Annotated in this window: 13 protein-coding genes and 1 rRNA gene; 2 read left to right on the top strand and 12 right to left on the bottom strand. The window is 51.9% G+C overall.

Annotated elements, in window-relative coordinates:
- The 8 genes from ACFQI7_RS21305 to cymR form a co-directional block, all read right to left on the bottom strand.
- Nucleotides 1–709: ribosomal RNA gene (locus tag ACFQI7_RS21305) — 16S ribosomal RNA — on the bottom strand; the annotation flags it as partial.
- A 1,068-nt stretch (nt 710–1,777) separates the two neighbouring features.
- Nucleotides 1,778–2,062 carry a hypothetical protein gene (locus ACFQI7_RS21300; RefSeq protein ID WP_218102222.1) on the bottom strand — a complete coding sequence of 95 codons (285 nt, stop codon included), beginning with the start codon at nt 2,060–2,062 and terminating at the stop codon, nt 1,778–1,780.
- 29 nt (nt 2,063–2,091) lie between these two features.
- Nucleotides 2,092–3,372 (bottom strand): ArsB/NhaD family transporter, encoded by a 1,281-nt coding sequence (locus ACFQI7_RS21295; RefSeq protein WP_218102223.1) that lies wholly within the window; start codon nt 3,370–3,372, stop codon nt 2,092–2,094.
- 269 nt (nt 3,373–3,641) lie between these two features.
- Nucleotides 3,642–4,712, bottom strand: coding sequence for an AI-2E family transporter (locus ACFQI7_RS21290; protein ID WP_218102224.1), 1,071 nt, complete (start codon nt 4,710–4,712; stop codon nt 3,642–3,644).
- 205 nt (nt 4,713–4,917) lie between these two features.
- A complete protein-coding gene (locus ACFQI7_RS21285) occupies nt 4,918–5,115 on the bottom strand; it encodes a hypothetical protein (protein ID WP_218093074.1) in 198 nt (65 codons plus the stop codon).
- A gap of 10 nt (nt 5,116–5,125) precedes the next feature.
- Complete coding sequence (locus tag ACFQI7_RS21280; protein WP_218102225.1) at nt 5,126–5,647, bottom strand: PRC-barrel domain-containing protein; 522 nt, start codon at nt 5,645–5,647, stop codon at nt 5,126–5,128.
- 81 nt (nt 5,648–5,728) lie between these two features.
- Nucleotides 5,729–6,874, bottom strand: a complete 1,146-nt coding sequence (locus tag ACFQI7_RS21275) for a cysteine desulfurase family protein (RefSeq protein ID WP_218102295.1) — start codon at nt 6,872–6,874, stop codon at nt 5,729–5,731.
- Nucleotides 6,875–6,897: 23 nt separating this feature from the next.
- The gene (gene cymR / locus ACFQI7_RS21270) at nt 6,898–7,317 is read right to left on the bottom strand and encodes a cysteine metabolism transcriptional regulator CymR (protein WP_218102226.1); all 420 of its coding nucleotides are present in this window, start codon (nt 7,315–7,317) and stop codon (nt 6,898–6,900) included.
- A 178-nt stretch (nt 7,318–7,495) separates the two neighbouring features.
- On the opposite strand from cymR, the gene mnmA reads away from it, so the two are divergent.
- The gene (mnmA, locus tag ACFQI7_RS21265; protein ID WP_329958283.1) at nt 7,496–8,581 is read left to right on the top strand and encodes a tRNA 2-thiouridine(34) synthase MnmA; all 1,086 of its coding nucleotides are present in this window, start codon (nt 7,496–7,498) and stop codon (nt 8,579–8,581) included.
- Between the two features lie 570 nt (nt 8,582–9,151).
- Here the strand turns inward: mnmA and ACFQI7_RS21260 are convergent.
- Complete coding sequence (locus ACFQI7_RS21260; protein WP_218102228.1) at nt 9,152–10,507, bottom strand: hemolysin family protein; 1,356 nt, start codon at nt 10,505–10,507, stop codon at nt 9,152–9,154.
- A 381-nt stretch (nt 10,508–10,888) separates the two neighbouring features.
- Between ACFQI7_RS21260 and ACFQI7_RS21255 the strand changes: the two genes are divergently transcribed.
- On the top strand, nt 10,889–10,981 hold the full coding sequence (locus ACFQI7_RS21255; RefSeq protein WP_268966859.1) for a putative holin-like toxin: 93 nt from the start codon (nt 10,889–10,891) through the stop codon (nt 10,979–10,981).
- Nucleotides 10,982–11,370: 389 nt separating this feature from the next.
- Here the strand turns inward: ACFQI7_RS21255 and ACFQI7_RS21250 are convergent, their stop codons facing one another.
- The 3 genes from ACFQI7_RS21250 to aspS form a co-directional block, all read right to left on the bottom strand.
- A complete protein-coding gene (locus ACFQI7_RS21250) occupies nt 11,371–12,687 on the bottom strand; it encodes a replication-associated recombination protein A (protein ID WP_218102229.1) in 1,317 nt (438 codons plus the stop codon).
- A gap of 219 nt (nt 12,688–12,906) precedes the next feature.
- Nucleotides 12,907–13,659: a tRNA threonylcarbamoyladenosine dehydratase gene (locus ACFQI7_RS21245; RefSeq protein WP_218102230.1), complete on the bottom strand. Its 753-nt coding sequence runs from the start codon at nt 13,657–13,659 to the stop codon at nt 12,907–12,909.
- Between the two features lie 30 nt (nt 13,660–13,689).
- The gene (aspS, locus tag ACFQI7_RS21240; RefSeq protein WP_218102231.1) at nt 13,690–15,468 is read right to left on the bottom strand and encodes an aspartate--tRNA ligase; all 1,779 of its coding nucleotides are present in this window, start codon (nt 15,466–15,468) and stop codon (nt 13,690–13,692) included.

The following is a 15,468-nucleotide window of genomic DNA, read 5'->3' as shown; positions in this document are numbered from 1 at the left end:
TGTTCCTCCACATCTCTACGCATTTCACCGCTACACGTGGAATTCCGCTTTCCTCTCCTGCACTCAAGTCTTCCAGTTTCCGGTGCGAACCGGGGTTGAGCCCCGGGCTTAAACACCAGACTTAAAAAACCGCCTGCGCGCGCTTTACGCCCAATAATTCCGGACAACGCTTGCCCCCTACGTATTACCGCGGCTGCTGGCACGTAGTTAGCCGGGGCTTTCTTCTCAGGTACCGTCATTCCAGGGGCAGTGACTCCCCCGGACGTTCTTCCCTGGCAACAGAGCTTTACGATCCGAAAACCTTCATCACTCACGCGGCGTTGCTCCGTCAGACTTTCGTCCATTGCGGAAGATTCCCTACTGCTGCCTCCCGTAGGAGTCTGGGCCGTGTCTCAGTCCCAGTGTGGCCGATCACCCTCTCAGGTCGGCTACGCATCGTCGCCTTGGTGGGCCGTTACCCCGCCAACTAGCTAATGCGCCGCAGGCCCATCTGTAAGCCACAGCTTGCACCGTGTTTCATAAGCGGAACATGCATTCCGCTTAATTATCCGGTCTTAGCTACCGTTTCCGGTAGTTATCCCGATCTTACAGGCAGGTTGCCTACGTGTTACTCACCCGTCCGCCGCTAACCCCGAAGGGTTCGCTCGACTTGCATGTATTAGGCACGCCGCCAGCGTTCGTCCTGAGCCAGGATCAAACTCTCCATTAAAGTATCATTTTCGGACCGAAGACCGAAATTGATACAAATGGCTCCCATCACCCGAAGGCGATGCTCGCTATAATGTAAGCTGATTAAGCTCAAAATTTATCGTTGACAACTGACGCCGGCGAGAATCGCCGTAACAGTTGCAACATGCTGACGAGAATTTTCATTCTCTAATTCACTCACTCGTTGTTCAGTTTTCAAAGGGCAATTCATAACTTGATTTGTCAACCGCTTTAGCAGCGACAAGATCGTAATTTACCATATTCGCTTATGAAAAGCAAGCAAAACTTTTTTCCATATGTCGACGCTTCTTCACGAGCATCAAACGGTTTCTGTTTACTAACAAGCACTCCGGTGATGTCTTTGTGACAGCCGGAATCACAACTTACCACATTTGAAGCTTTCACGCAAGTACAACATGTCTTCCATTCTTGAAGTCAACCTAACAAGATCAGAACTTACAAATCGTCTTGGATTAAGTCCTCCGTGTTGTCCCCTTGGACAGCCGGAATCACAACTTACCACATTTGAAGCTTTCACGCAAGTACAACATGTCTTCCATTCTTGAAGTCAACCTAACAAGATCAGAACTTACAAATCGTCTTGGATCAAGTCCTCCGTATTGTCCCCTTGGACAGCCGGATTCACAACCTTACCACATTTGAATCTTTCACGCAAGTACGATATGTCTTCCATTCTTGAAGTCAACCTAACAAGATCAGAACTTACAAATCGTCTTGGATCAAGTCCTCCGTATTGTCCCCTCGGACAGCCGGATTCACAACTTACCACATTTGATACTTTCACGCAAGTACAATATGTCTTCCATTCTTGAAGTCAGCCTAGCAAGATCAGAACTTACAAATCGTCTTGGGTTCTTGAGTCAAGTTGCTCGATAAGTGTCTCGGACAACCGGACTAACAATGTACCACATTTGAATGCGCCATAGCAAGTATAATGTTTTCCATTAAAGGAAGCCGGGCCACAACGTGTGCAAAAACGGAACTTTCAACAAAAAGACCTTCGCCCCAGAGTTGCGAGCAAAGGTCCCTTCATGGATGTTCGACGTTATTACACGCTCCATCTGACGGCCGTAAGCAGCCGGTGCTTGAGTAAGCACAGGATGAAGTCCACATAATAATCGTGCCGCACGATCCACTGATATTCCTCGCCATGATGCGCATAAAACAAAACGTCCGTCATCACGTCGTTGTCATTAAAATGATCCCGTATCTTTTTGACCGCCTTCTCCACATCAGCATCCGGACGCTTTACCCGCAGCCAAAACTCCATATCCTGCCCGTCCAGCTTTTCTTCAAGTGACAGGAGCTCTTGGTCGTATTCATAGTGCAGCAAGAGTACTCCTCCTTCATAGTGGCTATACATCACATCAAATATCTCACATATACATATACATTTGCAATCGCAACGGACAAGAGCATGAGCGGAAAAGCCACTTTAAAAAACTTCATGAAGGAAATCGGATGTCCCTCTTTGGCCGACATCCCCGCAACGATGAGATTGGCGCTGGCGCCGATCAGCGTTCCATTGCCTCCGAGACATGCGCCGAGCGCAAGACTCCACCATAGCGGCTCCAAATTCGTCACCCCCCTCGTCCCCATCTCCTGAATAAGCGGGATCATCGTAGCCACGAAAGGTATATTATCGAGAAAGGCCGAGGCGATGGCACTGAACCATAAAATCAGCAGCGACGCTTTGGTTACGTCTCCCCCGGTTATGCCGACCGCATATTCGGCCATTCTGGCAATAACTCCGGTTTCGACCAGACCCGCCACCAATACGAACAGCCCGATGAAAAAGAAGATCGTCGTCCATTCAACTCGCTCGAACGCTTTTTCCAAATAGTGCTCTCCGGAAAGCAGCAGCAGGAAGAAAGCGCCGGATAGCGCCACCGTCGCCGATTCCAGATGCACAACCTGATGGACAAAAAAGCCCATGATCGTGAGACCCAAAGCAAGCAAGCTTTTTCGCAGCAGTGCCGGGTTGCGGATTTCCGCCTGCTCGTCCATATCCAAAACCCGCTGCCGAAGCTCCTCAGTGGTTCGGATTTTTTTGCGATATAGCAGCACGAGAATCGGAATCAGTACAATCAAGATAAAACACGAAATGACACTTAAATTTTTGATAAAAGCCATGAAAGTCAATTCTTTCACTGCGCTGCCGATCATGATATTCGGCGGATCGCCGATCAGCGTCGCCGTCCCTCCGATGTTGCAAGCTATAATTTGCGATATAAAGTACGGCACCGGGGTGACCCGAAGCTGCCGCGTGATACTGAACGTGACCGGTACCATTAGCAGCACGGTCGTTACATTGTCGAGAAACGCCGATCCGACCGCCGTCACCAAACAAAGCGCGATCATGATACGGACCGGATGACCTCCCGCTTTTTTGGCAGCCCAGACCGCAATATAATTGAACAAACCCGTTTCCGCGGTAATTCCTACAATGATCATCATACCGACCAACAGCCCGAGCGTATTGAAGTCGATATGGTGCAATGCCGTCTCTTGCGAAGCAATGCCAAGAATTACGACCAAGATGCCGCCGATCATGGCGACGATGGTCCGATGAATCTTTTCCGATACGATAAATGCATAGGCGACCAAAAATAAGATGATCGCTATCCAAGCCTGCTGATCCATAATAGAACGTACCCTCCACTCGTTTCAAAACCCGGGAGTCACTTTTTACGATTCAAAAACGCCGCGTTTTTTCCTCGAAATCGAACGATCCCCTGAGCATAACTTTCCCGAGAATGTTAAAGTAAAAAAAGACAAAAAGGAGCCCTTGGTGACAGGCTCCTCCGATGATACGAATATGAAATTTTTGCGGCCGGCGCAATACCATGTTGTTGTACGCAATAGATGGACAAAAGTTTCACCTAACTGTTCATGATTGTTGAAAGCTTGTTTTATGTCGGACGGCGATGCACGTAATAAGTGAATACATGCTGCAGGATCACCTTCATGACGGCGAAAAACGGCACCGCCAAAATCAAACCGACAATGCCCGCCAGCTCCCCGCCGACCAGCAGAGCGAAAATAATGAACAGCGGATGCATTTTGAGCGAACGTCCGACCACCTGCGGCGAAATGACGTTGCCCTCCAAAATTTGGCACGCCGTGTTCACCAGAATGACGAACAGCACCATTTTTATGGACAACGTCGACGCTACCACTAAAGCCGGTGCTGCTCCAAGAAAGGGACCCAGGTACGGAATGATGTTGAACACGGCCACGATGCAGGCGAGCAGCAGCGCATAAGGCATGCCGATCAGCCAATAACCGACATAGGCCAGCCCACCGATAATGCAGCAAACAAGAAACTGCCCCCGAATGTAGTTGCCGAGTGCGGTGTCGATATCGACGAGCATCGTTACGATTTGTTTGCGACGCGTCTTGGGCACGATAGCGAGCGCTGTATTCTCGATCAGTTGAAAATCTTTGAGCATATAAAAAGCGACGAACGGAATGATGAAGATCAAGAACAACGTATCGACCGTATTCCCGATGTCGCGTATGTATTCCGATACGGCCAGCGTAATCCCGTTCTCCAGCTTGCCTAGCGACTGGTTGATTCCGTTGCGGATGCTGTCGGGCAAAAATTCAACCTGGTTCAAGTCGTCGACGACGCTCTGCGCCTTAAAAGCAAGGTCGGGCATATGCTCGTTCAACTCGCTGAGCTGCCGTACGAGCATCGGAATGACATTCATCAGTACGACCGTAGAAGAAGTAATGAAGACAGCGTAAATCAGCAGCACGGCGGCCGTACGCGGCACTTTTCGCGCCCCCAGCAGCGTGACGACGGGATTGAGCACATAAGAAATGATCAATGCGACTATAAACGGCGTAAGGATTTCGCATAAAAAGTTATAGATCCAGGAGATTAGCGGCCTGATTTGGACCAGTAAAAATAATATGATCAAGCCCAGCAGCGTATAAACCATGCCGATGAACAAATGGTTTTTCGTAAACCGATCCACCGTAAGCCCTCCCCCCTTGAAAATGCGCCCTTTACAGTATATGTACAAGTTGGTTTTTCTAATCCAGTAAGTACAATCTTGGACATAGACCGGCTATGTGTCGAATACAATGTGAGAGAAGGCAAGCTTCTCGAAAACGCAAAAAACACCGCCTCCATCACTTCCGAATAAACGAAAATGTGGAGACGGTGTACGTACGGTCCGATTAATTCGCGTGCACTTGCGGAATCTCTTCTTCAAAAAACAAATCGTCCAGGGAGCTTAGCGTGCCGTCTTCTTCTACTTGATAGACGGACATTTTCTCGCCGTTCACGGTCAGTTCGATGAAGCAGCCCCAGCAGTAAAATTGATGGGAGCCGATCTTGCCGATATCTTTGGAATTGCAATTTGGACAACGTAACATAGTTATCACCCTATTCTTCTAATGGTTCGAAGATTTCCTGCAGCGCTTCGGAAGCGCCGACGGGAACAATAACGGCGTCCTCGCCGATTTTTACCGAATCCGGGAGAGGAAGCCACTTGCGCCCTTCCTTCAAGTCAGAAATGAAGCCCTCCGTTAACTCATAGCCTATTACCTGTTTACCCCATTTAGGCTCCAAATAAACATCCTCAATGACGCCGAGCTGCTGGCCGTTCACCGTAATGATCGGCATTCCCTTCACTTTGTTGTCGCCGCTGAGCAAAGCGGTCAAATCCAACTGCTCCACAAGCGGTTTCACCGCGTCCAGGTTTGGAATCGTAATGGCGTCCTCGCCGATCGCGATGACATCCGCAAGCCAAATAAACTTCGCAGCCGAATACCAGTGTTTGATTTCGAGCAGAATCGCCTCTACCTGCCAGTCGGCATTCAGCAGGAGATCCTTTGCAATACCCGCTTGCTTGCCGGTTTCTACGCAAAGGATCGGCAGCCCGATCACATACCGCGCTCTTTTCAAAAGGGATTCTCTCCTAGCACAAAGATGAATTTCCAATGGAGTGTTCTGCATACGCGGGTTTAAATAAACATTTGCTTAACTTTATTTACGCAAACGGCTCATGATCGTTTCAACGATTTGTGCGACGGCGGTTACTTGCTCCAAGGTGTTGTTCGTACCGAAGCTGAATCGTACGGCAGAATTCGTTATTTCCTCAGGCAGCCGCATGGCTTGAAGGACGTGGGACACTTCGAGGGAACCGGAGGTGCAAGCGGAACCGCTGGCTGCAGCGATCCCTGCCAGGTCGAGGTTCATCAGCATCGTTTCCGTGGATATTCCGGGAAAGCTCACGTTCAATATGTGCGGAAGCCGCTCGGTGGGATGGCCGTTGATGACAAATGCATGCTCTCCCAAACGTATTCGCAGCTCATTCACCATTTCCTGACGTAGTTTTTCCATCTTTTGTTGCAATTCATACCTGTTGCGCTCAAAAATTTGCACGGCCTTGGCAAAACCGGAGATACCTGCCGTATTCTCCGTGCCGGGACGCCTTTTGCGTTCCTGGGAGCCGCCGAACATGAGCGGCGATAAACGAACATGCTTCGCTATATATAACGCGCCTACCCCTTTGGGTCCATTCAACTTATGCGCGGAAAAACTCATCAGATCGACCGGCAGCGTACGTAGATCAATCGGAACATGCGCCAGCGCTTGCACCGCATCGACGTGAAAACAGATGCCTTTGCTCCTCGCCAGCTCGCCAATCTCCACGATTGGCTGAAGCGTACCGACCTCGTTATTACCATACATTACGCTGATCAGGATCGTATCGGGCCGGATAGCCGCTTCCACATCGGCCGGAGCCACTTGCCCGAGGGCGTCGACTGGCAAATAGGTAACGTCATACCCAAGCTGTTCGAGCCGCTCGCATGCGTGAAGAACGGCGTGATGCTCGATCTGCGTCGTAATGATGTGCTTGCCTCGCTCGCGTCCCGCTTCCGCGGCGCCGAACAGCGCGGTATTGTCGCTTTCCGTTCCGCTTCCAGTAAATACGAGTTCCGCCGGACGGCAGCCCACAAAAGCGGCGATGCGGTCTCGCGCGTCGTTAAGCGCATGACGGGCGGCGCGACCGGCTTGATGCGTGCTGGACGCATTCCCGTATATCCCCGTCAAATACGGAAGCATCGCTTCGACAACTTCCGGATGTACCGGCGTCGTAGCGGCATGATCCAAATAAATAAACTCCAATGCATTCACCACAATCGGTTTCGTTAAATGTAGAACATATAGCTGTCCTTGCTGCCTTCGTCTTTATAGCTGATCAAATCGGACAGCGTCGTGGAGTCTAGCACGTTCGCGATGCTGTCGCGAATGCGTATCCATAAATCGCGCTTCGCCGGATCGTCCTCTTCCGTAAAATCGACCGGGCTGATCGGCCCTTCCAGTACGCGGATGACATCGCCCGCAGTTAGTTCCTCAGGCGCTTTGGATAAAATATATCCGCCATAGGCGCCGCGAATGCTTTTGACCAGTCCCGCATTGCGCAAAGGTGCGACCAGCTGCTCCAAATAATGCTCGGACAGCCCGTGCTTTTCCGCGATGCTTTTTAATGAAGTCGGGCCTTCGCCGAATTTGGTAGCCAGCTCCATCATGATGGTCAGGCCGTAGCGACCTTTGGTAGAAATTTTCAATGCAAGCACCTCGTTTACATTTCATACATTTTTGTATCAATACTATGTTATCATAAATCCGTGTATTGTGGGAGAAAAACCTTGACATAATGATGAAAAATTTTATTATTGCGGCAAACCGATGTATAATACAAAACAAGCTACAACAGCTTAAGCGAACAAAGTGAGGTTGAACGTAATGACGAACAAACCGCGCATCGTCCTCGGCATGTCCGGCGGCGTCGATTCTTCCGTTTCGGCGCTGCTGCTCAAAGAGCAAGGATACGAGGTCATCGGCGTTTTTATGAAAAACTGGGACGACACCGACGAGTTCGGCCACTGCACGGCGGAGGAAGACGCCGAAGACGTGCGTCGAGTATGCGATCAAATCGGTATTCCCTATTATACGGTAAATTTTGAGAAACAATACATGGATAAGGTGTTCTCCTACTTCCTGGACGAATACCGCAAAGGGCGTACGCCGAATCCCGACGTCATGTGCAACCGGGAAATCAAGTTCGGCGAATTTTTGCAAAAAGCGCTCGAGCTCGGCGCCGACTACATCGCTACCGGCCATTATGCCCGCGTGGATCAAGTCGACGGGAAGTACCGCCTGCTTCGTGGCGAAGACGCTAACAAGGATCAAACGTATTTCCTTCATGCGCTGAACCAGTATCAGCTGTCAAAAGCGATGTTCCCCATCGGCAATATTCCGAAACCCGAAGTTCGGGCCATCGCTGAAAAAAGCGGCTTGGCAACTGCGAAGAAGAAGGACAGCACCGGCGTATGCTTCATCGGCGAGCGCAACTTCAAAGAGTTTCTAAGCGGCTATTTGCCCGCCCAACCGGGTGACATGCGCACGCTTGAGGGCGAAGTGAAAGGCCGGCATGACGGTCTGATGTACTACACGCTCGGACAACGTCAAGGTCTCGGCATTGGCGGTTCCGGCACCGGAGAGCCTTGGTTTGTCGCCAGCAAAGATTTGGAGAAGAACATTCTTTATGTGGTGCAAGGCGAGAAGCATCCGGCGCTTTACTCGAAGGGCCTCCTTGCCAGTGATTTGAACTGGATCGCTGGGGAGCCGCCGAAGGAAGCGGTACGCTGCACGGCCAAGTTCCGATACCGTCAGCCGGATCAGGGCGTCTCGGTCCAATTCGGTCCGGACGGCCGCTGCGAAGTGACTTTCGACATGCCGCAAAAGGCGATTACGCCGGGGCAATCCGTTGTGTTCTACGACGGGGAAGTATGCCTCGGCGGCGCAGTCATCGACAAGCTGATCAAGTAACGGTTTTGCATAACGAGGGCAGCTGCTTCACTGCGGCTGTTCCGGGCCATATGAAAAGACGCTTTCAAACCACTTCCGAGTGGGATGAAAGCGTCTTTTTTCGCATCAAGCTTTGGATAATACGTCCCCAGCCGGCTGCTGTGCTTTGACCGGACTTAGTTTTTCCTTACTCATCCATAGAACCATACGATGGTGAGTACCGCAGGAACGAGCGCCCAAAGCAACGTATGGGCAATGGAACCGGAGAGCGCTCCCGTAATTTTATCCAGCATCGCGGCGGGTTGCCGCTCCGAGTCTCCGGCGACAACAACTGGCGCGGATCGCTGAAGCTGATTCCCGCTCCGCTCGCGCCGCCTCCGAGAACGGCCCGACGTCACCGGCTAATAAATTGCGCTGGATGATGACGAAGACGGTAATGCCAAAGGTCATGCCAAGCGAACGCACAAAAGCTATGTCGAGTTGGCCGTGCCGCGCTGCCGCATATCGAAGAGATGAATGCGCGCCATCCCGAGCACGGAGAACGAGAGCATTGTTTCGTTGTACTGCCTTCAAGCACACATTGTTACGCTGCTATGTTCCTTCAGCCGCAGTGGTGTCAATATCGGACTGCGGTTCTTCGTCCTGCGGCAGCCGCTTTTTGACAAGTATTCGCGATATGCGCAAATGATCGGTTTCCTCGATGATGAACAGGGTGGAATCTCCGCCACCGATGCGTTGGTTTTTCTTCGGCGGCATTTCCACTTGGGAATAGATCCATCCGCCGATCGTATCGTAATCGTCCGAAGCGATTTGCAAACCGAAAAAGCTGTTCACTTCCTCAATCAGCATCCGGCCGTCGATCGAATATGCCGCATCGTCTGTTTTTTCAATCTGCGGGCGCTCCTCGTCGAATTCATCCTGAATTTCTCCAACGATCTCTTCGATGATGTCCTCGAACGTCACAAGCCCCGATGTGCCTCCGTATTCGTCGATCAATAACGCCATCTGCGTTTTCTTTTTTTGCATCAGCTTAAGCAGCGCGCTAATATGCATCGATTCCGGCACTTTCGTCATCGGACGGATCATCGCCTGCAAACTGTTCGTATCCGCCTCGGTCGTCAGCAGATCTTTAATATGAATAAAGCCGATAATACTATCTTTATCCGGGTCGCAGACAGGGTATCGCGTATGCATTTCGTTGATCGCAAGCGCTTTGTTTTCTTCATACGTATTGTTGGCGTACAGGCAAACCATTTCCGTTCGGGGAATCATGATTTCCCGGGCATGCGTTTCCGTAAACTCGAAAATATTGTCCACAAGCGCAAGCTCGGTGCTGTCGATCAATCCGCTCTGATTGCTTTCTTTCATCAAGACGCGAATTTCCTCTTCCGTGTGAGCTAGCCGCGTCTCTTCCGTCGGCTCAATGCCGGCAAACCGCAGCAGCATGTTCGAAGCCCCGTTCAAAAACCAAATAAACGGATACATCAGGCGGTAAAACCCGATCAAAGGCACGGAGGCAAGCAGCGTTACCTGCTCAGACTTGCGGATCGCGTAAGTTTTCGGAAATTGCTCGCCAAGCGTAATATGCAACACGGTGATCAGGGAAAAAGCAGCTATGAATGAAATGGTATGAATGACGGAGTCGGGCAGCCTAAGCGGATAAAGCAGAGGTTCCAGCACACGGGCTACGACAGGCTCCCCGATCCAGCCTAGACCGAGCGAGGTAAGCGTAATGCCGAGCTGGCAAGCGGATAAGTAGGCATCGAGGTTTCCGACAATCGATTTGGCGAAGCCGGCGCTTCGGTTTCCTTCCTGAACCAGCGTATCGATTCGGCTGGATCTCACTTTGACCATGGCAAATTCGGCAGCCACGAAAAAACCGTTCAAAAACACCAACAGCAGCACAAAAAAGATGTTCAGAAGTAACGGTACAGAGCCATCGCTCAAATGTTTTACCTACCCACCCGCTGAGGCGAACAGGTACACCTCCCTTGGAATACCAAATTGTAAGCCGCTTGGCCGTGTCACAGGAAATGTAAATAGACTGTTAATCAAATTATAAGCGCATAACCTGTTCAAATATGCTTTATTTGCATGAATCGGAACGAACTTTTCGGAGCATTCGCATTTCGAAGGGAGTAAAACGCTCAACGTTTAGGAGGACAAGTTCGAACGTTTGCGGGTGGCGGTGTGACTTGGTGGCGGGATATCAGGATCGGGGTTCCGTTGGACAAGGCAGGTTCATACGCAAGGTAAAATATGGTACAATTAAGCAATCACGATAGAACGGCTTTATAGGCGGTCGGCTAACCTCTCGGAAGGGAGGTGATGCCTGTGGAGGTGTATCAAGCGCTTACTCTGATGTTCATGTTCGGCATGTTCATCTTAGCCTTGCTTACTTACCTTAACAAAAAGAAATAGACCGCCCTCTGCAAAGGTAGACGGTCTATTTCGTCGCAGCACCCTTTGAAGCCAACCGCCCTTAAAAGCGGCTATTGTGCGTCGAAGAGCGGATGTTGACGCATCCTCTCTTCTTTTACTTAGTATATGCATGCAGCCCGAAGGTAAAACACTCATTACTTAATATCTTATACAATGTTATGGGTATTGACAATACCATTTTCATAGAATAATAGTGAATAGGCTCGTATATCGCTTATGACGCGCGTCCCCTCTACTGCACTACAGGAAATATATCCATGTACTTTATGCAAACTTCTTCCGATCCGTGCATATTCGCATGGCAGCTGTCAGGCTCTTTCTTGCTAAAAGAAAAACCTCGTATTCCACGAGGTGTGCCTTTGGCGATATTATTGCCGGCCCGAGGAGCGGCGTCTTTGTTGATTTTGGCTGATCTTATCTTCCATCCCTTGGCGGGATGCCTCGTAAAAATACTCCTGCTTGATCGGATCGGGCAAATATTGCTGATCCACGTAGTGGCCGGGATAGTTATGCGGATACATATAGCCCTTATGTCCGAGCTGTTCCGCTCCTTTGTAATGCGTATCTCTCAGATGCATCGGCACCTCCGCAGAGCGCAGCCGTTCCATCGCCTCCATCGCTTTTCCGATCGCCATGGGAATGGCGTTGGATTTGGGGCTCTCCACTGCAAATAAAATAGCCTGGGCAATGACGTATTTCGATTCAGGCCAGCCGATTTTGTGATAGGCGTCCATCGCGGTAACAGCTTGCACCATCGCTTGCGGATTGGCAAGACCGATGTCCTCGCTGCACATGACGATCAGCCGCCGCAGAAACGTCATCGGATCCATACCCAGCTTTTCGACGGCGTGCAGAAACCAGAACAGCGCCGCGTCGCTAGAGCCGCGCAAGCTTTTGTGAAACGCGGACAGCACGTCGTACTGCGTCGATTCGTCCGCTTTGACGGTCGGGCGCCGAATCGACTCTTCGGCAACCTCGAGCGTTAGGCGCACGGTACCGCTTGCCTCGGGCGGCGTCGTCACCGCCGCAAGCTCGAGCGCATTGAGCGCCCGGCGAATATCGCCGCCGGCCATCCGCGACAGATGCTCGAGCGCGCCGTCCTCAGCCTCGATCGCCATGAAGCCGAGTCCGCGGTCGCGGTCAGCAAGCGCCCGGCGCATGGCGATCAGCGAGTGCTCGTGCGTCAAGGGCTGCAGTTGAAACAGTGTCGAACGCGAGAGCAGCGCGCCGTTGACGTGGTGGAACGGATTTTCCGTCGTCGCTCCGATAAAAATAATGATCCCCTGTTCTACCGCAGGCAGCAGCGCGTCTTGCCTGGACGTATTGAACCGGTGTACCTCGTCAAGGAACAAAATCGTCTTTTTGCCGTACAGCGTCCGATTTTGTTTCGCTTGATCGATTACTTCGCGAACATCCTTGACGCTGGCATCGACCGCATTCAGCTTCACAAATATGCCCGACGTCCGATGGGAAATAATGTTCGCCAACGTCGTCTTGCCGGTGCCGGGAGGACCGTACAGCAAAATCGAGGTCACTTGATCCGCCTCAATGGCGCGACGCAGCAGCTTCCCGGCTCCAACGATGTGCTCCTGCCCGATATATTCATCCAGCGTCACCGGACGCATCCGGTCCGCCAGCAGTTTGCCGCTTGGACTTTGCTCCGCCGCCAGTGTAAATAGATCCATCTCTCACACAACCTTTATTCGTATGAAATAAAAACAGTGCGACTTGTCGGCTGCTATCGCCCCGATCCTGACAACCCGCAGTGAAATTGGCGCGCAAAAAAAGAAACACAGGGCTTCGGTATATGTTCCCCTACCAACCCTATGTTTCTATTATAAAGGACTGCAACGGTTTAATAAACCTCAGCGTCGTTCCCGCTCCCTACGGCAGCAAGCGCTTTGCTACTGAATCCCGTTCTTCGCCAGCAAGTCTCTTACCGCTACACTGACCATAATCAGCCCCGCAACCGGCGGTACGAATGCATTGCTGGCCGGCGGTTGCTGCGCTTTGCGGATTTCCGGCGCATTCTCCGGTACAATGCGCTGGGTCACATCGCCCCGCGGCCTTATCGGCTCTTCCGTGGAGAAGACGACCTTGACGCCCTTCTTAATCCCTTCCTTGCGAAGCTTGTGGCGAATGACTCTGGCCATCGGATCGACGGTCGTCTTTGAAATGTCCGCCACCTGGAATCGGGTCGGGTCCATCTTGTTCGCCGCGCCCATACAGGAAATGATCGGGATTTTGCGCGTCAAGCATTGCTTGATCAAATGAATTTTATAGCTGATCGTGTCCGACGCGTCAAGCACGTAATCGATCGGATATTCGAACAGCCGCTCGTACGTTTCCTCCGTGTAAAACATTTTCAGAGCAACGGCGTCGCATTCCGGATTGATTTGCAAAATGCGGTCGCGCATCAGCTCAGCCTTCGGCTGACCCACGGTCGTGGTGAGCGCATGAATTTGCCGGTTCACGTTCGTAATATCGACGACGTCCTTATCGACCATGACGACGCGGCCGACGCCGGTGCGGGCGAGCGCTTCGGCGGCAATCGATCCGACGCCGCCGATGCCGAGCACCGCCACCGTACTGTTTTTCATGGCTTTTAGACCTTCGGGTCCGATCGCAAGCTCCGTTCGCGAAAATTGATGCAGCATCTGCTTAAGCCCACACTCCTTATTCGATTCTTATTTGGAAGAAGGCTGCTTGAGCGCAACACGGATCGAAAGCTGCTCCAACTGCTTGTCGTCCACCGGTCCCGGCGCATCCGTCAGCAGATCGGTCGCGCTTGCGGTTTTCGGGAACGCGATCGTTTCACGCAAGTTGTTGCGTCCTGTAATCAGCATGACCAGACGGTCAAAGCCGAACGCGATACCCCCGTGCGGCGGCGTGCCGTATTCGAACGCTTCGAGCAGGAAGCCGAATTTCTCTTGCGCCTCTTCCTTGGAAAAGCCAAGTGCGCCGAACATTTTTTCCTGCACTTCGCGCTTGTAAATCCGCATGGAGCCGCCGCCCACTTCATAGCCGTTCAGCACAAGGTCATACGCTTGCGCGCGAATTTGCCCCGGATCGGTATCGAAGAAATGCACATCTTCTTCTTTCGGACGAGTGAACGGATGGTGCTCCGCCACGTAACGTTTTTCTTCTTCATCATAGCTGAGCAGCGGGAAATCAACCACCCAAGCGAATTTGAACTGGCTTTCGTCGATCAGGCCGAGCTCGCGGCCGATTTTGAGACGCAGGTTGCCGAGCACGTCCGCAACCACTTTCTTCTTGTCGGCGGAGAACAGCAGCAGGTCGCCTTCTTCGGCATCCAGACGTTGTTTCAGCAGCTCCAGCTCCTGCTCGTTGAAGAACTTCACTATCGGCCCTTTCAATTCGCCTTCTTTATACGTGATCCAGGCGAGACCCTTGGCGCCGTAACGGGCGGCGAATACGCCGAGATCGTCGATCTCCTTGCGGCTCCAGCTTGCGCAGCCCTTGGCGTTGAGCGCCTTGACTTGACCGCCGTTCTTAATGACGTTCGCGAACACTTGAACGCCGGAATCGGATACGATATCCGACACGTCTTTCAGCTCGAGTCCGAAGCGAAGGTCCGGCTTGTCGGAGCCGTACTTGCCCATGGCATCCGCATAGCTGATTCGCTGGAACGGCGTAGGGATGTCCGCGTTTGCGGTTTCTTTGAACAAACGGACGACGAGCTTCTCCATCAACTCAAGCAGTTGATCCTGCGACAGGAACGACGTCTCGATGTCGACTTGCGTAAATTCCGGCTGGCGGTCGGCGCGCAGGTCTTCGTCGCGGAAGCAGCGGGCGATTTGATAATAGCGCTCCATGCCGCCTACCATCAGCAGCTGCTTGAAAATTTGCGGCGATTGCGGCAGCGCGAAAAACTCGCCCGGGTGCACCCGGCTTGGCACCAAATAATCACGCGCGCCTTCCGGAGTGCTCTTGGTCAAGATCGGCGTTTCGATCTCAATGAAGCCGTTGTCGTCGAGGTAATCGCGGAACACTTTGGCCGCTTTGGAACGAAGCATCAGCGTACGCTGCATTTCCGGACGGCGCAGGTCCAGGTAACGGTATTTCAAGCGAAGCGATTCGTCGATTTCTATGCCGTCTTCGATGAAGAACGGCGGGTTTTTGGCCGCGTTCATAATCTCGATTTCCGTTACGCGAATTTCAATCTCGCCTGTCGGGATATTTGGATTTACGGTTTCCTTGTCGCGCTCTACGACTTGGCCGCGTACGGCAAGCACGTACTCGTTACGGGCGCGGTCGGCAATGGCGAGCGCATCGCCGGAAAACGCCGGGTTAAAGACGATTTGCATAAGGCCGCTGCGGTCGCGCAGATCGATAAACAATACGCCGCCCAAATCGCGCCGGCGCTGTACCCAGCCGTTCAAAACGACGGTTTCCCCGACGTTCGCTTTCGTTAAGGCTCCGCAATGATGTGTTTTTAACAACAT

The organism is Paenibacillus allorhizosphaerae (assembly GCF_042659105.1).
Lineage (GTDB): Bacteria > Bacillota > Bacilli > Paenibacillales > NBRC-103111 > Paenibacillus_G > Paenibacillus_G allorhizosphaerae.
This window is presented reverse-complemented; position numbering and strand designations above follow the sequence as displayed.

Bases quoted from the DNA above. Each gene is read 5' to 3' on its own strand.
- ACFQI7_RS21255 (WP_268966859.1), top strand. From the start codon at position 10,889: ATGCCTGTGGAGGTGTATCAAGCGCTTACTCTGATGTTCATGTTCGGC.
- ACFQI7_RS21295 (WP_218102223.1), bottom strand. From the start codon at position 3,372: ATGGATCAGCAGGCTTGGATAGCGATCATCTTATTTTTGGTCGCCTAT.
- aspS (WP_218102231.1), bottom strand. From the start codon at position 15,468: ATGTTGTTAAAAACACATCATTGCGGAGCCTTAACGAAAGCGAACGTC.
- ACFQI7_RS21285 (WP_218093074.1), bottom strand. From the start codon at position 5,115: ATGTTACGTTGTCCAAATTGCAATTCCAAAGATATCGGCAAGATCGGC.
- ACFQI7_RS21245 (WP_218102230.1), bottom strand. From the start codon at position 13,659: ATGCTGCATCAATTTTCGCGAACGGAGCTTGCGATCGGACCCGAAGGT.
- mnmA (WP_329958283.1), top strand. From the start codon at position 7,496: ATGACGAACAAACCGCGCATCGTCCTCGGCATGTCCGGCGGCGTCGAT.
- ACFQI7_RS21250 (WP_218102229.1), bottom strand. From the start codon at position 12,687: ATGGATCTATTTACACTGGCGGCGGAGCAAAGTCCAAGCGGCAAACTG.